Source organism: Micromonospora sp. NPDC023633 (genome assembly GCF_040640035.1).
Lineage (GTDB): Bacteria > Actinomycetota > Actinomycetes > Mycobacteriales > Micromonosporaceae > Micromonospora.
Window position 1 is genome coordinate 12,088 of sequence record NZ_JBFABB010000072.1, and the last position, 24,131, is coordinate 36,218.

3 protein-coding genes are annotated in these 24,131 nt (G+C 76.3%); all 3 read right to left on the bottom strand.

The window, feature by feature from the left end; genetic code table 11:
- Positions 1-18: 18 nt before the first annotated feature.
- The gene (locus tag AB0G13_RS21735; protein WP_357876899.1) at positions 19-10,866 is read right to left on the bottom strand and encodes a type I polyketide synthase; all 10,848 of its coding nucleotides are present in this window, start codon (positions 10,864-10,866) and stop codon (positions 19-21) included.
- Between the two features lie 22 nt (positions 10,867-10,888).
- Complete coding sequence (locus AB0G13_RS21740; RefSeq protein WP_357876902.1) at positions 10,889-21,244, bottom strand: type I polyketide synthase; 10,356 nt, start codon at positions 21,242-21,244, stop codon at positions 10,889-10,891.
- 4 nt (positions 21,245-21,248) lie between these two features.
- Positions 21,249-24,131 (bottom strand): type I polyketide synthase (locus tag AB0G13_RS21745; protein WP_357876905.1); only part of this gene is annotated, 2,883 nt, incomplete at its 5' end.

Consider the following 24,131-nt stretch of genomic DNA (forward strand, 5'->3'; position numbering starts at 1 on the left):
CTCCTCAGCGCGAGCGGATCAGGCGGCGCCGAGTTCGTCGTCGATGAACCGCAACAGCTCGTCGGCCGAGGCGGTCTTCAGCACCAGGCCCACGTCCGGTCCGTCAGGTTCGGCGTCCACGTCGGACCTGCCACGCCAATTCGACATCACCGCGTGCAACCGCTCGGTAATCCGTGCCTTGACCGTCTCCTCCAGGCCCGCCGCGCCGGCCTGGGCGAACGAGCGTTCCAGCCGGTCCAGCTCGGCCAGCAGCGCCGCGGCCGGGTCCGCCTCGGCCGGGGCCAGCCCGGCCAGCAGGTGGTCGGTGAGCGCCGCGGCGGTCGGATGGTCGAAGACCATGGTGGCGGAGAGCTTCAGGCCGGTGGCCGCCTTCAGCCGGTTGCGGAACTCGACGGCGGTCAGCGAGTCGAAGCCGAGCTCCGTGAACGGCCGGTCGGGGTCCACCGCGCTCGCGCCGGCGTGCCCGAGCACGGCGGCGGCCTGCGCCTTGACGAACTCCAGCGCGGTGTGCCGCCGCTGCGGGCCGCTCTGGCTCGCCAGCTGGTCCCGCAGGGCGCCGGGCGACTGCGCCGCCTGCTCCACCGCCCGGCGGGACGGTCCCCGCACCAGGCCACGCAGCAGCGCGGGCAGCATGCCCACCCGGCCCAGCTCGCGCAGCGCCGCCGGGTCCACCGGCATCGGCACCAGCAGCGGCTCGTCGATCAGCTCCGCCGCGTCGTAGAGCGCCATGCCCTGCTGCACCGACAGCTCCAGCAGCCCGACGCGGGCCATCCGGGCGCGGTCGTTGGCGTCGAGGTGCGCGGTCATCCCGCTCGCCTCGCTCCACAGCCCCCAGGCGAGCGAACGGGCGGGCAGCCCGGCCGCGCGGCGCCGCGCCACGAGCGCGTCCAGGAACGTGTTCGCCGCCGCGTAGTTGCCCTGCCCGGGGCCGCCCATCGTGCCGGCCGCCGCGGAGAACACGACGAACTCGGCCAGCTCGCCGCCCAGGGTCAGCTCGTGCAGGTTGACCGCCGCGTCGACCTTGGGCCGCAGCACCGCGTCGACCTGCTGGGGCGTCAGCGCGGAGACCAGCCCGTCGTCGAGGACGCCCGCCGTGTGCACCACGGCGGTCAGCGGGTGCGCGGCGGGCACCCGGGCCAGGGTCTCGGCCAGCGCCGCGCGGTCCGCCGCGTCGCACGCCGCGACGGTGACCTCCGCGCCGTACGACGTCAGCTCGGCCACCAGCTCGGCGGCCCCGGGGGCGTCCGGGCCACGGCGGCTGGTCAGCAGGAGGTGCCGCACCCCGCGTCGGGTCACCAGGTGCCGCGCGAGCAGGCCGCCGAGGGTGCCGGTGCCGCCCGTGACGAGCACCGTGCCGTCGGGGTCCCGCCGGGGCGGCGCGGTGAGCACGAGCTTGCCGACGTGCCGGGCCTTGGACATGAACCGGAACGCCTCCGGGGCGCGGCGGATGTCGTACGGCCGTACCGGCAGCGGCGTGATCTCGCCCGCCTCGAACAGGGCGACCACGTCGCGCAGGATCGCGCCGACCCGGTCCGGGTCGATGGCGAGCAGGTCGAACGCCTGGTAGGAGACGCCGGGATGGTCGGCGGCGACCTGGTGCGGGTCCCGCACGTCGGTCTTGCCCATCTCGACGAACCGGCCGCCCGCGCCCAGCAGGCGCAGCGAGGCGTCGACGAACTCCTTGGCCAGCGAGTCGATCACCACGTCGATGCCGGCCGCGCCGAACCGCTGTTCGAACTCCAGCGTGCGGGAGTTGCCGATGTGCGTCTCCGGCAGCCCCATCGCGCGCAGCGCGTCCCACTTGCCGGTGCTGGCCGTGCCGTACACCTCCGCGCCGAGGTGCCGGGCGAGCCGGACCGCCGCCATGCCGACGCCACCGGCGGCGGCGTGCACCAGCACCCGCTCCCCCGGCTTCACCTGGGCGAGGTCGACCAGCGCGAAGTAGGCGGTGCAGAACGCGATCGGCGTCGACGCCGCGGTGGCGAACGACCAGTCCGACGGCACCGGCACGACCATCCGCGCGTCGGTGACCACCTCGGTGCCGAAGGCGCCGTGGAACAGGCCCATGACCCGGTCGCCGACGGCGACGCCGGTCACGTCCGGCGCGGTCTCGACGACCACGCCCGCCCCCTCGCCGCCCATCACCCCACCGCCGGGGTACATGTCGAGGGCGATCAGCACGTCCCGGAAGTTCAGGCCGGCGGCCCGCATCGCGATGCGCACCTGGCCCGGCCCCAGCGGGCGCGGTTCCTCCGCCTCGGGCAGCAGCGCGAGGTTGTCCAGCGTGCCGCGCTCGGTGACGTCCAGCCGCCAGCGGTCGACCGGCGGCGCCGCCAGCGCGGGGCTGCTGGCCGCGCGGGCCAGCCGCGGGGCCAGCAGGACGCCGTCGCGGACGGCGAGCTGCGGCTCGCCAGTCGCGACCGCCGCCGCGAGCACCCGGTGCGGCTGGTGGTCGTCGACGTCGAGCAGGACGAAGCGGTCCGGGTTCTCGCTCTGGGCCGAGCGGAGCAGGCCCCACAGCGGCGAGCTGGCCAGGTCGGGGGCCGACTCGTGCACGCTCACCGCGTCGCGGGTGACTACGACCAGCCGGGTGTCGGCGAACCGCTCGTCGGCGAGCCACTCGCGCAGCACCGCGAGGGTGTCGTGGACGACCCGGTGGGCCGCCTGGGCGGGATCGTCGGCGTCGCCGGCCGCACAGGGCAGCGCGACCAGGGCGGGCGGCGGCGCGCCGTCCGCCACGCGGGCCCGCAGCGTCGCCAGGTCCGGGTAGGCGTCGGTGACGAGGCCGGCGTCCTGCGGCAGGGTGCACCCGCCGAGGGCCGCCCAGCGGGCGTCCGGCGGGGCAGTGGGCGCGGCGACCTGGGTCCACTCCAGGCGGAACAGGGCGTCGTGGTGCGTGCTCGGCTGGGCGGGGGCGGTGGCCTCCCGCAGGACCAGCGACTCGACCTCGGCGACCACGGTGTTGCTCTGGTCGGCGACGGTCACCGCGACCGTGTTCCGGCCGCGCGGACGCAGCCGGACGCGCAGCTCCGTCGCGCCGACGGCGTGCACGGACACGCCGCTCCACTCGAACGGGAGCAGCGCCTCGGTGCCGCTGGTGACGAGCGCGAGCGGGTGCAGCGCGGCGTCGAGCAGCGCCGGGTGCAGGCCGTACCCGGCCGCCGTCCGGGCGGCGTCCGCCGGCAGGGCGACCTCGGCGAAGACGTCCTCGCCCTGCCGCCACACCCGGCGTACGCCCTGGAACGTCGGGCCGTACGTGAGACCGGCCGCGGCCAGGGTGGCGTACAGCTCGTCGGCCGGCACGGGCTCGGCCGCCGGCGGCCACGCGGTGTCGAAACCGCCCGCCGGCTCCCCCGGGGCGAGCAGGCCGACGCCGTTGCGCACCCACGGCGCCGCGTCGGTGGCGACCCCGTCCGGCCGGGAGTGGACGGTCAGCTGCCGCTGCCCGTTCTCGTCGGGCGCGCCGAGGCGCATCTGCACCTGGACCCCGCCCTTCTCGGGCAGCACCAGGGGCGCGGTCAGGGTCAGCTCCTCGACCCGGCCGCAGCCGACCTCGTCGCCCGCGCGGACCGCGAGGTCCACGAGCGCGGTGCCGGGCACGAACACCTGCCCGCCGACCCGGTGGTCGGCCAGCCACGGGTGGGCGGCCACCGAGATGCGGCCGGTGAACAGCAGGCCGTCGGTGTCGGCCAGCGCGACCGCCGCGCCGAGCAGCGGGTGCTCGGTGGCGGCGAGGCCCAGCCCGGCCGCGTCGGCGGTGGCCGGCGCGACGGCCGGCCAGAACCGCTCGTGCTGGAACGGGTAGCCGGGCAGCCGGACCCGCCGCGCGCCCTCGTACCCCCACATCGGGTGGACGCCGTGGACGTGCGCCTCGCCCAGGGAGAGCAGGAAACGCGCCAGGCCCCCCTCGTCGCGGCGCAGCGAGCCGACCACGGTGGCGGTGGCCTCCGCGTCGTCGATGACGTCCTGCACGCCGATGGTCAGCACGGGGTGCGGGCTGACCTCGACGATCGTGGTGACGCCCGCGTCGAGCAGGGCCCGGATGGCCGGCTCGTACCACACGGTCTGGCGCAGGTTGCGGTACCAGTACTCGGCGTCCATCGCGACGTCGTCCAGCCAGCGGTCGTCCACAGTCGAGTAGAGCGGCACGTCGGGCCGGCGGGGCTCCAGCCCGGCCAGGACGTCGCGCAGCTCCTCGTGCAGCTCCTCCACGTACGCCGAGTGCGACGCGTAGTCCACGTCGATGCGCTTGGCGCGCACGCCGTCGCGCTGGCACTCGGCCAGCAGCTCGTCGAGGGCGTCCAGCTCGCCGGCCGCCACCGTCGAGCGCGGCCCGTTGACGGTCGCGACGGTCACCCGGCCGCCGAAGCGCTCCAGCCGCTCCCGCACCTCGGCCACCGGCAGCGGCACGGAGACCATGCCGCCCTTGCCGGACAGGCGCAGCAGCGCCCGGCTGCGCAGGGCGACGACCCTGGCCGCGTCCGCCACGGAGAGCGCGCCCGCCACGCAGGCGGCGGCGATCTCGCCCTGGGAGTGCCCCACCACGGCGGCGGGCTCGACCCCGTGGGACCGCCACAGCGCCGCGAGCGACACCATGACGGCGAACAGGACGGGCTGGACGACGTCCACCCGGTCCAGCTCCTCCCCCTGCCGCAGGACGGCCTCCAGGGACCAGTCGACGTGCGGCGCCAGCGCGGCCTCGCACTCGGCCATCCGCGCGGCGAACACCGGGGAGGCGTCGAGCAGCTCCACGGCCATGCCGATCCACTGCGAGCCCTGCCCGGGGAAGGAGAACGCCACCTTCCCGGCCGTGCCGGCGGCGACCCCGGTGGCCAGGTTCGGCGCGGGCTCCCCCGCCGCGAGCGCGGCGAGGCCGGCGCGCAGCTCGTCGGCCCCGCCCACCACGACCGCGCGGCGCGGGTGGGTGGTCCGCAGGGAGAGCGAGTACGCCAGGTCGCGGGGCGGCACGTCGGCCAGGAACGGCTGGAGTTCGGCGGCCTGCTGGCGCAGCGCGCCGTCCGACCGGGCGGAGAGCACGAGCGCGACGGGCTCGTCGTCGTTCGACCGGGCGGCCTCGGGCGCCTCCGGGGCCTCCTCGATGACGAGGTGGGCGTTGGTGCCGCTGAATCCGAACGAGGAGACGCCGCCGCGACGGGGGTGGCCGTCGCGCCGCCACGGCTGCGGTTCGGCCAGCAGCCGCACCCCGCCCGACCAGTCGACGTGCGCCGTCGGCTCGGCCACGTGCAGGGTCCGGGGCAGTTCGCCGTGCCGCAGCGCGAGCACCATCTTGATCACCCCGGCCACGCCGGCGGCGGCCTGGGTGTGCCCGATGTTCGACTTCACCGAGCCGAGCCAGAGCGGCCGGTCCCCGGCGCGGTCGCGGCCGTACGTGGCGAAGAGCGCGTCGACCTCGATGGGGTCGCCCAGCGTCGTGCCGGTGCCGTGCGCCTCGACCACGTCGACGTCGGCGGTGGACAGCCCGGCGTCGGCGAGCGCCTGCCGGATGACCCGCTGCTGCGCCGGCCCGTTGGGCGCGGTCAGCCCGTTGGACGCGCCGTCCTGGTTGACGGCGGTCCCGCGTACCACGGCGAGGACCTCGTGGCCGGCGGCGAGCGCGTCGGAGAGCCGCTCCAGCACGACCACGCCGATGCCCTCGCCCCAGTTGGTGCCGTCCGCGCCGGCCGCGAACGCCTTGCAGCGCCCGTCCGGGGCGAGCCCGCGCATCCGGCTGAACTCCAGGAACGCGCCCGGGGTCGACATGGCGGTCACGCCGCCCGCGACCGCCATCGCGCACTCGCCCGAGCGCAGCGCCCGCACCGCGAGGTGCATCGCGACCAGCGACGACGAGCAGGCGGTGTCCACCGTCACGGCCGGGCCCTCCAGCCCGAGCACGTACGACAGGCGACCGGACATGATGCTCGCGGCGTTGCCGGTGGCCATGAAGCCTTCCGCGCTGGCGCCCGCCGCGCCGGTGATCCGGGCGTAGTCGATGTTGTTGGCGCCGACGTACACCCCGGTCGCGCTGCCGCGCAGCGTGGTCGGGTCGATGCCGGCGTCCTCGAAGGCCGCCCAGGACGCCTCCAGCACCAGCCGCTGCTGCGGGTCCATGGCCTCCGCCTCGCGCGGGCTGATGCCGAAGAAGGCCGCGTCGAAGCCCGGCAGGTCGGCGAGGAAGCCGCCCTCGCGGACGTAGCTGGTCCCGGAGTGCTCCGGGTCGGGGTGGAACAGGCCGTCGAGGTCCCAGCCGCGATCGGTGGGGAACGGGCCGATGCCGTCGCGTCCCTCGCGCAGCATCGTCCACAGCTCCTCCGGCGAGCCGACGCCACCGGGGAAGCGGCAGCTCATGCCGACGATGGCGATCGGCTCGTCGGCGGCGACGGTGCCGACGACCACCTCGGTGCGACCGGTCTCCAACAGGTGCTCGGCCAGCGCGACCGGGGTCGGGTAGTCGAAGGCGACGGCCGCGGAGAGCCGTACGCCGGTGGCCTCGACCATCCGGTTGCGGAACTCCACGGCGGTGACCGAGTCGAAGCCCAGCTCCTTGAACGCGGAGGCCGGTTCGACCGCCTCCGGGCCCGCGTAGCCGAGCGTGAGCGCGACCTGGGTGCGGACCAGCCCGACGACGTGGTCGAGGCGCTCCGCCTCCGGCAGGTCGGCGAGGCGGCGGGCGAAGTCCGACGAGGTGGACGTGTCGGTCGGCGCCTCGTCGGCGACCGCATCGGGGATGGCGTCGAACAGCCGGCTCGGCCGCAGCGCGGTGAACGACGGCACGAAGGTGGCCCAGTCCACGTCGGCGAGCAGCACGTCCGTGTCGCCGGCCGCCAGGGCGGTACGCATGGCCGCGACGGCGCGCTCCGGCGCCATCGGCGCCAGGCCCCGCTTGCGCAGCGAGGCCGAGATCTCGTCGTCCACCAGCGTGCTCTCGGCCCACGGTCCCCAGGCGAGGGCGGTGGCCGGCTGTCCCCGGCCGCGCCGGGCCTCGGCGAGGGCGCACAGGTGGGCGTTGCCGGCGGCGTAGGCGGCCTGGCCGCCGCTGCCCCAGACGCCGGCCACGGAGGAGAAGAGCACGAACTCGTCGAGGTCCCGCTCGGCGAAGATCGCGTCGAGGTTGGCGGCGCCGGCGACCTTCGCGGAGACGACGTCGGTGAACTCGGCGAGGTCCATGTCCACGATGCCGGTGAGCTGGGCCAGGCCCGCCACGTGCACCACGGCGCGCACGTCGGGGTAGCGGTCGACCACCGCCTCCAGGGCCGCCCGGTCGGCCACGTCGCAGGCCACGACGTCGACCTCCGGGCCCAGCCCGCGCAGCTCGTCGAGGAGTTCGGCGGGGGCGGTGCCGCGCCGGCTCAGCAGGACGAGCCGCTCGGCGCCGTGCCGCGCGTACAGCCGGGCGACCTCGATGCCGAGGGTGCCGGTGCCGCCGGTGACCAGGACGGTGCCGGACGCGCCGCGCCAGCGCGGGTTGCCGGTGACCGGCGCGCGGTGCAGCCGGCGGACGAACACCCCGTCCGGGCGCACCGCGACCTGGTCCTCCCCGATGCCGGCGAGCACGCCGGCCAGCGCGGCGGCGCAGCGCCCGTCCAGCTCGGCGGGCAGGTCGACCAGGCCGCCCCAGGTGTCGGGCAGCTCCAGCGCGGCGACCCGGCCGAGGCCCCACACCTGCGACTGCGCGACGCCGGTCACCGGGTCGGCCGGGGAGGTGGCGACGGCCCCACGGGTGAGGCACCACAGCGCGACGCCCCGCCCGGCGAGGGTACGGATCAGGTCGAGGGTGGCCGCGGCGCCCGCCGGGACGCCGGGGTGCCCGGGCAGGAACGCCTCGTCGAGCGCGAGGAGGGAGACCACGCCGGCGAGTTCCCCGTCGAGGTGGTCCGCGACGGCGGCCGGGTCGGTGGTGACGACGGTGGCGCCGTGCGCGGCGAGCGCGTCGGCGACCGCGCCACCCGTGTCGCCCGTCACCGCCGGCTCGGGAACCACCAGCAGCCAGGTGCCGGTCAGCGCCGCCGGCGTGCCGCCGGGGCGGCGCTCCCACCGCGCCTGGTAACGCCAGCCGTCCAGCGCGGACCGCTCCTGCCGGCCCCGGCGCCACGCGGAGAGCGCGGGCAGCACCGACGCCAGGGGCGCCTGCGGGTCCACGTCGAGCGTGGTGACCACCGTGTCGAGGTCACCGCTGTCCACCGCCGCCCAGAGGCCGTCGTCGTCGCCGGCCTCGCCCGCGGCGGCCGGCTCGACGCTGTCCTGCCAGAAGCGCTCGTGCTGGAAGGCGTACGTCGGCAGGTCGACCCAGGACGGCCCGGACCGGTGGTAGAACGCCTCCGGGTCGATCGTGACGCCCCGGGTCTCCAGCCGCGCCAGCGCCTCCACCAGGGCAGGCGGCTCGTCGCGGTCCCGGCGCAGCACCGGCGTGGCCAGCACGTCCCCGTCCAGGCAGTCCGCCGCCATGGTGGCGAGCACCGAGTCCGGGCCCAGTTCGAGGAACGTCGTGACGCCGGTCGCGGCGGCGGCGCGTACCGCGTCGGCGAAGCGCACGGTCGCGCGGACCTGCCCGACCCAGTACTCCGGCGTCGCCAGTTCGTCGCCCGCCGGCGCGCCGGTGACCGTGGAGACCAGCGGGACGCTCGGCGGCGCGTACGAGATCGTCTCGGCCACCGCCCGGAACTCCGCGAGCATCGGGTCCATCAGCGGCGAGTGGAAGGCGTGCGACACGGTCAGCCGCCGGGTGCGCCGGTCGGCGAACCGCGCGGCCACCGCCGCCACCGCCTCCTCGGTGCCGGAGACGACCACCGAGTCCGGGCCGTTGACGGCGGCGATGTCGGCGTCAACGCCGAGCAGCGGCGCGACCTCGTCCTCGGTGGCCTGCACGGCGAGCATCGCCCCGCCCGCCGGCAGGGCCTGCATCAGCCGGCCCCGGGCCGCGACCAGGCGGGCCGCGTCGGCGAGCGGGAACACCCCCGCGACGTGCGCGGCGGCCAGTTCGCCGATCGAGTGCCCGGCCAGGACCGACGGGGTGACGCCCCAGGACCGGACGAGCCGGTAGAGGGCCACCTCGACGGCGAACAGGGCGGGCTGGGTCCAGCCGGTCCGGTGCAGGTCCTCGGTGTCGAGGACCTCGCGCAGCGGCCGGTCCAGGTGCGGGTCGAGGGCGGCGCACACCTCGTCGAACGCCGCCGCGAACTCCGGGTACGCCGCGTACAGCCCGCGGCCCATGCCGAGGCGCTGCGCGCCCTGCCCGGAGAAGAGCATCCCGACCCGGCCGTCCGCCGCCCGGCCGCGGACCAGGTTGGCGGCCTGCTCGTCGCGCGCCAGGGCGGCCAGGCCGGCACCGAGTTCCTCGGCGGAGGAGCCGACGACCGCGGCCCGGTGCGGGAAGCGGGACCGGGTGGTGGCCAGGGCGTAGCCCAGCTCGGCCGGCTCCACCTGCGACACCACGGCGGAGAGCCGCCGTGCCTGGTCCCGCAGCGCGTTGGCGTCGCGGGCGGTGAGCAGCAGCGACGTCACCGGCGCCGAGGCGGGCTCGGGCGCGGCGGCGTCCGGCGCCTGCTCCACGATCACGTGGGCGTTCGTGCCGCTGAACCCGAACGACGAGACCGCGGCCCGGCGCGGCTGACCGGTGCGCGGCCACGGCGTGGCGGCGGTCAGCAGCCGCACGTTGCCGGCCGTCCAGTCCACCTGGTCCGACGGCTGCTCGGCGTGCAGCGTCGCGGGCAGGACGCCGCGCCGGATCGCCTCGACCATCTTGATGACCCCGGCGACCCCGGCCGCGGCCTGGGTGTGGCCGATGTTCGACTTCACCGAGCCGAGCCAGAGCGGGTCCTCCCGGTCCTGGCCGTACGTCGCGAGCAGCGCCTGCGCCTCGATCGGGTCGCCCAGGGTGGTGCCGGTGCCGTGCCCCTCGACCACGTCGACCTGGCGCGTCGACAGGCCCGCGTCGACCAGCGCGGCCTCGATGACCCGCTGCTGCGACGGCCCGTTCGGCGCGGTCAGCCCGTTCGACGCGCCGTCCTGGTTGACCGCGGAGCCCCGGACGACCGCCAGGACGCGGTGACCGTGCGCGAGCGCGTCCGACAGCCGCTCCACCAGCAGCACGCCGGCGCCCTCGGCGAACCCGGTGCCGTCGGCGTCCGCCGAGTACGAGCGGCACCGCCCGTCCGGCGACAGGCCGCGCTGGCGGGAGAACTCGACGAACGTCAGCGGCGTCGCCATGACCGAGACGCCGCCGACGAGCGCGAGCGTGCAGTCGCCCCGGCGCAGCGCCTGGATCGCCAGGTGCAGCGCCACGAGCGACGACGAGCAGGCGGTGTCGACGGTGACCGCCGGCCCCTCCAGCCCAAGCGTGTAGGCGACCCGGCCGGAGACCACGCTGCCGGAGCTGTTGCTGCCCAGGTAGTCGTGGTACATCAGGCCGGTGAACACGCCGGTCGGGCTGCCGGCGAGCGAGGCGGGGTCGATGCCGGCCCGCTCCAGGGTCTCCCACGCGACCTCCAGCAGCAGCCGCTGCTGGGGGTCCAGGCCGACCGCCTCGCGGGGGCTGATGCCGAAGAACGTCGGGTCGAAGTCCGCCGCGTCGTACAGGAAGCCGCCGCGCGAGGTGTAGGACGTGCCCTCGCGCAGCGACTGCGGGTCGTAGAGCGACTCCAGGTCCCATCCGCGGTCGGTCGGGAACGCGCCGGTGGCGTCGGTCCCGGACTCCACCAGCCGCCACAGGTCCTCGGGACTCGCCACGCCCCCCGGGTAGCGGCAGGCCATGCCGACGATCGCGACCGGCTCGTGCGCGGACGCCTCCACCTCGTGCAGGCGCTGCCGGGTCTTCTGCAGGTCGACCGTGACCCGCTTCAGGTAGTCCCGGAGCTTGTCCTCGTTGGCCACTAGGGTCGCCCTCCTCGCACTGTCATGAGATCCCGAGTTCGCTGTCGATGAGAGCGAAGACCTCGTCGTCGGTCGCGGATTCGATGTCGTTGCCGGTGGACGCCGGCTCGCCGCCCAGCTTCGAGAGCACGTCCCGCAGCCGCAGCGACAGCCGGGTACGGGACTGCTCGTCGACGTCGCGCAGGACCGCCTCGAGGCGGTCGAGTTCGGCGAACGCGGCCAGCACCGCGTTGTCCCCACCCGACTCGCCGGAGAGTTCGGCCTGGAGGAACGCGGTGAGGGCGTTCGACGTCGGGTGGTCGAACACCAGCGTCGCGGGCAGCCGCAGCCCCGTCGCGGCGCTCACCCGGTTGCGCAGCTCCACCGCGGTGAGGGAGTCGAAGCCGAGCTCGGAGAACGGCCGGTCGGCGGCGACCGCGGCCGGGTCCGGGTAGGCCAGCACCCCCGCCACCTGGGTACGCACCAGGTCGAGCAGGATGGCCGCGGCCTCCTCGGCGTCGCGGCCCGCGAGCCGCTGCCGCAGCGCGTCGGCCGCTCCCGCGTCGGTGTCGGCCGCCCGCCTGGCGGGCACCCGGACCAGGCCGCGCAGCACCGGCGGCACCATGCCCGCGACGGCGCGTTCCCGCAGGGCCCGGTGGTCGAGCTTGATCGGCGCCACCATGCCCTGGGCGTGCAGCGCCGCGTCGAACAGGGCCAGCGCCTCCTCGACGGGGAGCGCGTCGATGCCGGAGCGCGACATGCGCCGCAGGTCGGCCTCGGTCAGCTGCTCCGCCATGCCCGCCTGCTCCCAGCGGCCCCAGGCCAGCGACACGGCCGGCAGGCCGTTCGCCCGCCGGTGCTCGGCGAGCGCGTCCAGGTAGGCGTTGCCGGCGGCGTAGTTGCCCTGCCCGGGGCCGCCGAGCACCCCGGAGGCCGACGAGAACAGCACGAACGCGGTCAGGTCGCGGGTCAGCTCGTGCAGGTTCGTCGCGGCGTCGACCTTGGGCCGCAGCACCCGGTCGACCCGTTCCGGGGTGAGCGAGGAGATGACGGCGTCGTCGACGACGCCCGCCGTGTGCACCACCCCGCGCACCGGGTGCGCCGCGAGCAGCGCGGCGAGCGCGTCCGGGTCGGCGACGTCGCACGCGGCGACGGTGACCTCGGCCCCCAGGGCGACGAGTTCGTCGCGCAGGTCGGTCGCGCCCTCGGCGGCGGGGCCGCTGCGGCTGACCAGCACCAGTTCGCGGACCCCGTGCCGGGCGACCAGGTGCCGGGCGACGAGCCGACCGAGCGCGCCGGTGGCGCCGGTGACCAGGACGGTCCCCTCGAAGACGGTCGCGGCGGAGTCGGTGACGCCGGCCCGCGCCAGGCGGGGCACGAGGACGTCGGCGCCGCGGACGGCGAGCTGCGGCTCGTCGGAGCCGAGCGCGGCCGACAACCCGGTGCCGGTCTCCCCCTCGACGTCGACCAGGACGAACCGGTCGCCGTGTTCGGACTGCGCGGAGCGGACCAGGCCCCAGGCCGCGGCCCCGGCGAGGTCGGTGACGTCGGCGTCGGGACGGGTGGCCACCGCGCCGCCGGTCAGGACGGCGAGGCGGGAGGCGGCGAACCGCTCGTCGGCGAGCCACTGTTGCGCCAGGGCGAGGACCTCGTTGGTGGCCGCGCGGGCCCGCGCGGCCTGCGCCGCCCCCCGGTCGGGGACGCACCGCGCCACCACCACCTCGGGCACCGCGGCGCCCGCGTCGACGGCGGCGGCGAGGGCCGACAGGTCGGGGTACGCGGTCGCGTCGAGGCCGGCGATCCGGTCCCCGAGCACCGCGACGGTGCGCGGCCGGGGCGACCCGGTCAGCGGCGTCCAGTCCAGGCGCAGCAGCGACTCGTGCCGCTCGCGGCGCAGCGCCGCCAGCTGCTCCGGCGACACCGGGCGCACCGCCAGCGCCTCGACGGAGGCCACCGGGGCGCCGGTCGCGTCGGCCAGGGTGATCGCCGCCGTGCCGTCGCCGGGCACGATCCGGGCCCGCAGCCGGTTGGCGCCCGAGGCGTGCACGGTGAACCCGCGCCACGAGAACGGCAGCACCGGGTCGCCGTCGCCGGTCGACGCCACCGCGTGCAGGACGGCGTCCAGCAGCGCCGGGTGCAGGCCGAAGCGGCCGGCGTCGTCGTGCGCCTGCTCGGGCAGGGTGATCTCCGCGTACACCTCGTCGCCGCGCCGCCACGCCGCGGTCAGGCCCTGGAAGACCGGGCCGTACCGCAGGCCGCGCGCGAACAGGTCGTCGTACGCCGCGGACACGTCCACCGGGTCGGCGTCCGGCGGCCAGGCCCGCAGGTCGGCGCCGACGGCCCCGGCCGGGGTCAGCCGGCCCACCGCGTGGGTGGTCCACCCGTCCTCGTCCTCGACCCGCGAGTGGACGCCCACCTCCCGGTCGCCGTCGGGTGCCGGTTCGCCCACCGTCACGCGTATCTGGACGCCGCCGGAGTCCGGCAGCACCAGCGGCGCCTCGAGCGTCAGTTCCTCGACCCGCGGGCAGCCAACCTCGCGGCCGGTGTGCGCCGCCAGCTCGACCAGCGCCGCGCCGGGCAGCAGCACCACGTCCGCGACCGCGTGGTCGGCCAGCCACGGGTGGGTGGCCAGCGCGAGCCGGCCGGTGAACACCGCGCCGCCGTCCGGCAGCTCGACCGCCGCGCCCAGCAGCGGGTGGTTCGCCCGCGTCTGGCCCAGCCCGCTCGCGTCGCCGGTGCCGGCGCCCGCCCGGGGCCAGTACGGCTGGTGCTGGAACGCGGAGGTGGGCAGCTCCACGGTCCGTCCCGGCACCACGGCGGACCAGTCGACGGGCGTGCCGCGCACCGCGAGCCGGGCGAACGCGGTCGCCACGGTCTCCGACTCGGCGCGGCCCTTGCGGCACACCGGGATCCACTCGCCCTCGGCCAGGTTGCGGCCGAGCGCGGTCAGCACCGCGTCGGGCCCGATCTCCAGGAAGGTGGTGGCCCCGGCCGCGGCGAGCGTGGCGACCGCGTCGGCGAACCGGACGGGTTCGCGCACCTGCCGCACCCAGTGCTCGGCGTCGAGGGTGGTGGGCCCGCCCGTCAGCGTCGAGACCAGCTCGACGACCGGCTCCCGGCACTCCACCTGGGCCACGACCGCGCGGTACTCGTCGAGCATGGGGTCCATCAGCGGCGAGTGGAACGCGTGCGACACGGTGAGCCGCCGCGCCCTGCGGCCACGCCGGGCCAGCTCCTCGGCCACGGCGAGGACGGCGGTCTCGTCGCCGGAGAGCACCACCGACTCCGGCCCGTTCACCGCGGCGACGGCGACCGTGGGCGGCAGCAGCGGGACGATGTCGTCCTCGGTGGCGCGTACGGCCACCATCGCGCCACCGGTCGGCAGCGCCTGCATCAGCCGGCCCCGCGCCGCGACGACCCTCGCGGCGTCGGCGAGCGACCAGACGCCCGCCACGTGCGCCGCCGCCAACTCACCGATCGAGTGCCCCGCCACGAAGTCCGGCCGCACACCCCACGACTCGAACAACCGGAACAGCGCCACCTCCACCGCGAACAACGCCGGCTGCGCCCACCCCGTCAGGTGCACCTCGTCGGTGTCCAGCACCTCCCGCAACGGCCGCTCCAGATGCCGGTCCAACTCACCGCACACCTCGTCGAACGCCGCCGCGAACACCGGGAACGCCAGCAACTCCCCCGCCATCCCGACCCGCTGCGCGCCCTGACCGGTGAAGAGCACCGCGAGCTTCCCGCCGTCGACCGTGCCGGTCACCACCTCGTCGCCGAGCAGCACCGCGCGGTGCGCGAACCCGGCCCGACCGGTGGCGAGGGTGTACGCGACGTCGACCGGGCGCAGCGTCGGATCGGCGGCGACGTGGGCGCGGAGCCGGGGGATCTGCTCCCGCAGCCCCTCCTCGGTGCGCGCGGAGAGCAGCCACGGCGTGAACGGCACGTCCGGCTCGTCGGCCGGCGGCGCCGGGTCGGCCTGCTCCAGCACGACGTGGGCGTTGGTGCCGCTGATGCCGAAGGACGACACGGCGGCCCGCACCGGGCGGTCGGCGGCGGCGAGCGGCGTGGCGTCCGAGGCGACGCGTACCGCGCCGGCGGACCAGTCCACGTGCGGCGAGGGCTCGTCGACGTGCAGGGTCGGCGGGAGCACGCCGTGGCGCAGCGCCAGCACCACCTTCATGATGCCGGCCACCCCCGCGGCGGCCTGCGTGTGCCCGAGGTTCGACTTGACCGAGCCCAGCAGCACCGGCGCGGCCCGCTCCTGCCCGTACGTGGCGAGGACGGCCTGCGCCTCGATCGGGTCGCCCAGGGTGGTGCCGGTGCCGTGCGCCTCGACCACGTCGACGTCGGACGGGGCCAGCCGCGCGTCCGCCAGGGCGGCCCGGATGACCCGCTGCTGCGAAGGCCCGTTGGGGGCGGTGAGCCCGTTCGACGCGCCGTCGGAGTTGACGGCGGAGCCGCGTACCACGGCCAGCACGGGGTGCCCGTGGCGGCGGGCGTCGGAGAGCCGCTCGACCACCAGCACCCCGACGCCCTCGGAGAGCGACGTGCCGTCGGCCGCCCCCGCGAACGACTTGCACCGCCCGTCGGGGGCCAGGTTGCGCTGCCGGGAGAACTCCAGGAAGGTGCCCGGCGTCGACATCACCGACACGCCACCGGCGAGCGCGAGGGAGCACTCCCCGTTGCGCAGCGCGGAGACGGCGAGGTGCAGGGCGACCAGCGACGACGAGCAGGCGGTGTCGACGGTCATCGCCGGGCCCTCCAGCCCGAGCGTGTACGAGATCCGGCCGGAGATCACGCCGCCGGAGTTGCCGGTGGAGAGGAACCCGTCGACGGACTCGGCGGAGCCGCTGAGCACGGTGCCGTAGTCGTTGTACATGACGCCCGCGTACACGCCGGTGCGGCTGCCGCGCAGCGTGGTCGGGTCGATGCCGGCCCGCTCCAGCGCCTCCCACGAGGTCTCCAGCAGCAACCGCTGCTGCGGGTCCATCGCCAGCGCCTCGCGCGGGGAGATGCCGAAGAAGCCGGGGTCGAAGTGGGCCGCGTCGTAGAGGAAGCCCCCCTGGTCGACGTAGCTGGTGCCCGGGTTGTCCGGGTCGGGGTCGACCAGCGCGTCGAGGTTCCATCCCCGGTCGGTCGGGAACGGCCCGATCGCGTCGCCGCCGCCGACCAGCAGCCGCCACAGGTCCTCCGGCGTGCGCACGTCGCCGGGGAACCGGCAGGCCATGCCGACGATCGCGATCGGCTCGTGGTCGTGCCGGGCCACGGCGACGTCCGCCGTCGCGGTCCGCCCGCCGGCGAGCTGCTCCACCAGGTACCCGGCCAGCGCCTCCGGCGTCGGGTAGTCGAACACCAGCGTCGCCGGCAGCCGCAGCCCGGTCGCCACGCCGAGCTGGTTGCGCAGGTCGAGCGCGGTAAGCGAGTCGAAGCCGAGCTCCTTGAACGGGCGGCCGGCCGGCAACCGGTCCGCCCGGGCGTAGCCGAGCACGGACGCGACCCGGGTGAGCACCGCCTCCAGCACGACCTCGGGCCAGCGCTCGGTGGGCACCTCGGCCAGCCGCTGGGCCAGGGAGGAGCCGCCCACCGCCCGGCGGGCCGGGGCGCGGACCAGGCCGCGCAGCAGCTCCGGCGGTTCGCGGTCGTCCCGGCCGAACGCGGCGAGGTCCACCGGCACCGGCGCCAGCAGCGCGTCGGCCGACCGGACGGCGGCGTCGAACAGGGCCAGGCCGTCCTTGCTGGACAGCTCGCTCATGCCGCTGCGGGCCATCCGGCTCAGCTGCGCGCCGCCCACGTCGGCGGTCATCTCGCTGCGTTCGGCCCACAGCCCCCAGGCGAGCGAGTGGGCGGGCAGCCCCGCGGCCCGGCGCCGCACCGCGAGCGCGTCGAGCACCGCGTTCGCGGCGGCGTAGCCGCCCTGGCCGGGGCTGCCGAAGACGCCCGCGGCCGAGGAGAACAGCACGAAGGCGCTGACGTCCCCGGCCAGCTCGTGCAGGTGCCAGGCCGCGTCGACCTTGGGGCGCAGCACCTCGACGAGCCGGTCGGGGGTGAGCGTGGCGATGGTGGCGTCGGCCATCACGCCCGCGGTGTGCACGACGCCGGTCACCGGGTGCGCCGCGAGCAGCGCCGCGACCTGGTCGCGGTCCGCGACGTCGCACGCCAGCACCGTGACGGTCGCGCCCAGTTCGGCGAGTTCGTCGCGCAGCGCGACCGCGCCGGCGGCGGCGAGGCCGCGGCGGCTGGTCAGCACGAGATCGCGTACGCCGTGCTCGGTGACCAGGTGGCGGGCCACCAGCCCGCCCAGCGTGCCCGTGCCGCCGGTGACGAGCACGGTGCTGTCCGGACCGAACACCGCCGGGCCGGCGACGTCCTGCTCGGGCACCCGGGCCAGGCGGGGCGCGCCCACCGCGCCGTCGCGGACGGTGAGCACCGGCTCCCCGGTCGCCAGCGCCGCCGCCACCAGCCCGTCGGCGGTGTGGTCGGCCTCCAGCAGGACGATCCGCCCCGGGTTCTCCGCCTGCGCCGAGCGGACCAGGCCGTGCACCGCCGCGCCGGCGAGGTCGTCCGGGCGGGTCACCACGACGAGCCGGGTCTCGGCCTGGCGCGGATCGGCGAGCCACTCCTGGAGCGTGGTCAGCGCGTACGCCGCGAGGTCGCGCACCGCGGAGATGTCGGGCGCGTCGGAGAAGCACGGCAGGAACAGCGTGTCGGCGGCAGCGTCGGCCAACGCCACCGGCGGCGCGTCGAAGACCGCCGTGCCGCCCAGCGTCTGCCACGTGCCGCGCTCGGCCCGGCCGACGGTCAGCGGCGCGTGCTCCAGCCGGAACAGCGACTCGACGAAGCCGCTGCGGCCCCTGAGCGCCTGCGGGGCCACCGTGCGTACGGTCAGCGCCGCCACGGAGGCGACCGGGGTGCCCGTGTGGTCCGCGAGGAGCAGGGCCGCGCTGTCCGCCCCCGTCCTGGTGAGCCGGACCCGCAGGCTCGTCGCGCCGGCCCCGTGCAGCGTCACGCCGTTCCACGAGAACGGCAGCTTCGCCGCGCCGTCGCCGACGTCCGCGGCGAGGGCGTGCAGGGCGACGTCGAACAGCGCCGGGTGCAGGCCGAACCCGTCCACGTCGACGCCCTGCGGCAGGGCCACCTCGGCGTACGTCTCGTCGCCCCGCCGCCACGCGGCCCGCAGGCCCTGGAACAGCGGGCCGTACTGGAGGCCGAGCCCGGCGAGCCGGTCGTACAGGTCGCCGACGTCGACGGTCAGCGCGTCGGCGGGCGGCCACTCGGTGAGGCTCTCCCCCGCCGCCGTGGCGGGGGCGAGGACGCCGGTGGCGTGCCGGGTCCACATGCCGATCTTCGCCTCGGTGTCGGTCTGCCCGTAGACGCCGAGCGCGCGGCGGCCGTGCTCGTCCGGTGCCTCCACGGTGAGCCGCAGCGCCACCCCGCCGTGCGCGGGGACGACGAGCGGGGTGGTGATGACGAGTTCCTCGACCGCGGGGCAGCCGACCTCGTCGCCGGCGCGGACGGCGAGTTCGACCAGCCCCGTGCCGGGCAGCAGGACGGTGTCCAGCACGGCGTGGTCGGCCAGCCACGGGTGCGTCTCCAGGCTGATCCGGCCGGCGAGCACGACGAGGTCCCGTTCCGGGACGGTGAGCGCCGCACCGAGCAGCGGGTGGCCGACGACGTCGATGCCGAGGCCGCGCGCGTCCACGGCGGACGCCGCCGCGAGCTGCCAGTACCGCTGGTGCTGGAACGCGTACGTCGGCAGCGGGGCCGGGACGCCGTGGGTGTGCCGGGACCAGTCGACGGCGACCCCGCGCACGTACGCCTCGCCCAGCGAGAGCAGGAAACGCGACAGCCCGCCCTCGTCCCGCCGCAGCGACGCGACGAGCGCGGCCGGGGCGTCGGCGCGGTCCAGGATCTCGCGCACCCCCATGCCGAGCACGGGGTGGGGGCTGATCTCCACGAGGACGTCGTGCCCGTCGGCGAGCAGGCGTTCGATCGCCTCCTCGAACCGGACCGTGCCGCGCAGGTTCGCGTACCAGTACCCGGCGTCGAGGGTGGCGGTGTCGACGACCTCGCCGGTGAGCGTGGAGTACAGCGGCACGTCGGCGCTTCGCGGCCGGACGTCGGCGAGGACGTGCAGCAGCTCGTCCCGGATGGCCTCGACCTGCCCGGAGTGCGAGGCGTAGTCCACCGGGATCATCCGCATCCGGACGCCGTCGGACTCGCAGGCGGCCAGCAGCTCGGCGAGGGCGTCGGGCTCGCCGGACACGACGGTGGCGGCGGGCCCGTTGACCGCCGCGACCGAGATCCGGTCGCCCCACCGGGCCAGGCGCGCCTCCACGTCCGCCCGGGGCGCCGCCACCGAGGCCATGCCGCCGCGTCCGGCCAGTCCGGCGGCGATCGCCCGGCTGCGCAGCGCGACCACGCGGGCGCCGTCGTCGAGGGTGAGCGCGCCGGCGACGACGGCGGCGGCGATCTCGCCCTGCGAGTGCCCCACCACGGCGGCGGGCTCGACGCCGTACGACCGCCACAGCGCCGCGAGCGACACCATCACGGCGAACAGCACGGGCTGCACCACGTCCACCCGGTCGAGCGACGGCGCGCCGGGCACGCCCCGGACGACGTCGAGCAGCGACCAGTCGGTGTACGCGTCGACGGCCCGGGCGCACTCGTCCATCCGGTCCGCGAACACCTCGGCGGTGTCCATCAGCTCCACGGCCATGCCCGCCCACTGCGAGCCCTGGCCGGGGAACATGAAGACGACCCGGGGCCCGTCGCCCAGCGCGGCGCCGGTGGCGACGGTCGGCGCGGGTTCGTCCGCCGCGACGGCGGCCAGGCCGGCCCGCAGCTCGGCGGGGTCCGTGCCGACCACGACCGCCCGGTGCTCGAACCGGGCCCGCGTCGCCAGGGCGGCGGCGACGTCGGCCGGGGCGGCGGGGTGCAGGTCGAGGTGGGCCGCCAGCCGGGCCGCCTGGTCGCGCCGGGCGTCGGGCGTACGGCCGGAGAGCACCCAGGGCACCGGCCCGGTCGCCGCCGCGGCGGGCTGGGCGGTCTCCTGCGCGGGCGGCTCCTCGATGATCACGTGGGCGTTGGTGCCGCTCACGCCGAACGACGAGACGCCGGCGCGGGCCGGCTCGGCGCCTACGGGCCAGGCGACCGCCTCGGTCAGCAGTTCGACCGAGCCCTCGGTCCAGTCGACCTGGTCGCTCGGGGCGTCCACGTGCAGCGTCTTCGGCAGCAGCCGGTGCCGCATGGCGAGCACCATCTTGATGATGCCGCCGACGCCGGCGGCGGCCTGGGTGTGGCCGATGTTGGACTTGATCGATCCGAGCCAGAGCGGGCGGTCCCGGTCCTGGCCGTAGGTGGCGAGGATGGCCTGCGCCTCGATGGGGTCGCCCAGGGTGGTGCCCGTGCCGTGCGCCTCGACCACGTCGATCTGGTTGGCCGACAGCCGCGCGTTGGCCAGCGCCGCCTGGATCACCCGCTGCTGCGCCGGCCCGTTCGGGGCGGTCAGGCCGTTGGAGGCCCCGTCCTGGTTGACCGCCGTCCCGCGAACGACGGCGAGCACCGGGTGCCCGTTGCGCCGGGCGTCGGAGAGCCGCTCCACGATCAGCATGCCGACGCCCTCGGCGAAGCCGGTGCCGTCGGCGGCGGCGGCGAAGGACTTGCACCGGCCGTCCGGCGACAGCCCGCGCTGCTTGGAGAACGCGACGTACGTCTCCGGGGTCGCCATCACGGTGACGCCGCCGGCCAGCGCGAGCGAGCACTCGCCGTTGCGCAGGGCCTGCACGGCCAGGTGCAGGGCGACCAGCGACGACGAGCACGCGGTGTCGACGGTGACGGCGGGCCCCTCCAGGCCGAACGTGTACGCCACCCGGCCGGAGGCGATCGCGCCGGTGGCGTTGTTCTCCGCGTAGTCGTGGTACATCATGCCGGCGAAGACGCCCGTGTCGCTGCCGCGCAGCCCCGTCGGGTCGATGCCGGCGTTCTCGAAGGCCTCCCACGAGGTCTCCAGCAGCAGCCGCTGCTGCGGGTCCATCGTCAACGCCTCGCGCGGGCTGATGCCGAAGAACTCCGGGTCGAACTGGGCCGCGTCGTGCAGGAAGCCCCCCTCGCGGGTGTACGACCGGCCCGGCGTGCCGGGCGTGGGGTCGTAGAGCTCGGCGACGTTCCAGCCGCGGTCGGTGGGGAAGCCGGTGATCCCGTCCCCGCCAGCGGCGACCAGGTCCCACAGGTCGTCAGGGTTCCGCACCCCGCCCGGGTAGCGGCAGGCCATGCCGACGATGGCGATCGGCTCGCGCAGCGTCGAGTTGAGCTTGCGGTTCTGCTCCCGCAGCCACTCGTTCTCCTTGAGCGAGGCCCGCAGCGCGGTGACGAGCTTCTCCTCCGAGTTGGCCATGTGGTCAGCTCCCCGCTTCCGTCGTCGCTTCACCGAGGTCGGCGAGCGCCATGCTGATCAGTGCGTCGGCGTCCATGTCGTCGATGGATCCGGTGGGTGCGTCGACCGGCTCGTCGGCGGCGACCCGGACGCCGCCCAGTTCGAGCAGGCTGTCCATCAGGCCGGCGTCCCGCAGCCGGCTGAGGGGGATGGCGAGCAGGATGCGGCGGACCTCGTCCTCCGGCAGCCCGCCGTCGGTGCCGGTGTCCGGGACGAGCCGCTCGTACAGCAGCTCGGCGACCGCGCGGGTGTTCGGCCGGTCGAAGGTCAGGGTGGCGGGCAGCCGCAGGCCGGTCGCGGCGTTGAGCTGGTTGCGCAGTTCCAGCGCGGCGAGTGAGTCGAAGCCCAGCTCGGTGAAGGCGCGACCGGGGTCGACGGCGTCGGGGTCGCGGTGCCCGAGCACCGTCGCGACGTTCGTGCGGACCAGGCCCAGCAGCAGGTCCGCGCACTCCGGCCCGGTCATGCCGGCCAGGCGCGCGGCGAGGCCGTCGCCGGTGGACGCCGCCCGCCGGGTCCGGGGGCGGACCAGGCCGCGGTAGAGCGGACCGTCGACCACGCCGAGGTCGAGCCCGATGGGTACGAGGACCGGCGCGGCGCAGGTGAGCGCGGCGTCGAAGAGGCGCAGGGCCTCGTCGACCGGCAGGGCCCGTACGCCCGCCTGGGCCAGCCGCTTGCGCTCCGCGCCGGTCAGCTCGCCCGCCATCCCCCCGTCCCACATGCCCCACGCCAGGGACTGCCCGCTGAGGCCGGCCGCGCGGCGGCGCACCACCAGGGCGTCCAGGAACGCGTTCGCCGCGGAGTACGCCGCCTGGCCCGCGTTGCCGAACACGCCGGCCGCCGAGGAGAACACCACGAACGCCGACAGTCCCGCCCCGGCCGTCAACTCGTGCAGGTGCCAGGCCGCGTCCACCTTCGGCGCCAGCACCCGGTCCAGCCGCTCCGGCGACAACGACGCCAGCAGACCGTCGTCCACCACGCCGGCGACGTGCACGACCGCCGACAGGTCACGGCCGGCGACCAGCGCGGCCACGGCGTCCCGGTCGGCCACGTCGCAGGCCGCCCACTGCGCCGACGCGCCCGACGACGCCAGCTCCGCCGCCAGCTCGTCGGCGCCCGGCGCGGCGGCGCCCCGGCGGGACACCAGCAGCAGGTCGCGCACCCCGTGCACCGCCACCAGGTGCCGGGCCACCACCGCGCCCAACGCGCCGGACGCGCCGGAGACCAGCACCGTGCCGGCGCCGAAGTCGGTGGTGACCGGTTCGTCGGCGCGTACGCGGGCCAGCCGGGCGGCGTGCGGGACGCCGTCGCGGACCACGAGCTGGGGCTCGTCGTCGGCCAGCACCACGTCGCCGTCGACGAGGACGACGCGGTCGGGGTGCTCGGCCTGGACCGAGCGGACGAAGCCCCACACGGCGGCGCCCGCGAGGTCGGTGACGTCCTCGCCGGGCAGGGCCACCGCGCCCCGCGTCCGGACGACGATCCGGGCGCCGGTGGGTTCGGCCAGCCACGACCCGAGTTCGTCGAGTACGCGGTGCAGGACGGCGCGGACGCCGGCCGGGGTGTCCGCCGGGGCGGGGTCGAGCGGGAACGTGGTCGTGTCGAGCACCCGCACGTCCCCGTCCCGCCCGGCGGCGGCCGGCACGGGGGTCCAGGTCAGCTCGTACAGCGAGTCGTGCTGCGTCGGTCGGGCGTCGAGCGCGCCGACCGGCCGGGTCTCCAGCCTGCCCACCGACACCACGGGGGCGCCCGTGCCGTCGGTCGCGGTGATCGTCCAGCCGGACTCGGCCGGCACGATCCGGACCCGCAGGGCGGTGGCGTTCGTGGCGTGCAGCACCACCTGCTGCCACGAGAAGGGGAGCACGGTGTTCCCCGTACCGGCGTGGTCGGCCAGCAGCGGGGCGTGCAGCGCCGCGTCCAGCAGGGCGGGGTGCAGCGCGAACCGCTCGTCCGTCTCGGGGAGGGTGACCTCGGCGAACAGTTCGTCGCCGCGTTCCCACACCGTCGTGACGCCACGGAACGCCCGCCCGTACTCGTAGCCCCGGTCGGCGAGCCGGTCGTAGCCGTCGGTCAGGTCGACCGGTCGGGCGTCCGCGGGCGGCCACTCGGCCACGGTCTCCGGCGCGGTGACCGGGTCCGCGGCGACGAGGCCGGTGGCGTGCGCCGTCCAGGTCTCGGCGCGCTCGCCGCGCGAGTGGATCTCGACGGTGCGGCGGCCCTGCTCGTCCGGCTCGCCGACGCGCAGCCGCAGCTGCACCGCGCCGTCGGTGGGCAGGACCAGCGGGGCGATCGTGGTCAGCTCCTCCACCACCGGGCAGCCGACCGCGTCGGCGGCGTGGACAGCGAGTTCGACGAGCGCCGCACCGGGCACGAGCACGACGCCCGCGACGACGTGGTCGGCGAGCCACGGATGGGTGCCGGTCGACAACCGGCCGGTGTAGACGACGCCGTCGAAGTCGGGCAGCGCGACGGCCGCCCCGAGCAGGGGGTGCTCGGTGTCGGCGAGTCCGAGGCGGCTCGCCGCCCCCGTCGCGGTCGCGTTCTCCGTCCAGTACCGCTGGCGTTCGAAGGGGTAGGTGGGCAGGTCGGTGGTCCGGGCGCCGGCGAAGAACGTGGGCCAGTCGACGGGGACGCCGCTGGTGTGCAGGGCGGCGACGGCCTTGGTGAGGGTGTGGGTTTCGGGTTGTCCGCGGCGCATGGTGGCGATGGCGGTGGTGTCGCTGGTGGTGGCGGCTGTGGCGAGGACGGTGTCGGGTCCGATTTCGAGGTAGGTGTGGACGTTGCAGGTGGTGGTGAGGGTGGTGATGGTGTCGTGGAAGCGGACGGTGTCGCGGACCTGGGTGACCCAGTA

Excerpts from the sequence above, each read along its gene's own strand:
- AB0G13_RS21740 (WP_357876902.1), bottom strand. The coding sequence starts at position 21,244 with ATGGCCAACTCGGAGGAGAAGCTCGTCACCGCGCTGCGGGCCTCGCTC.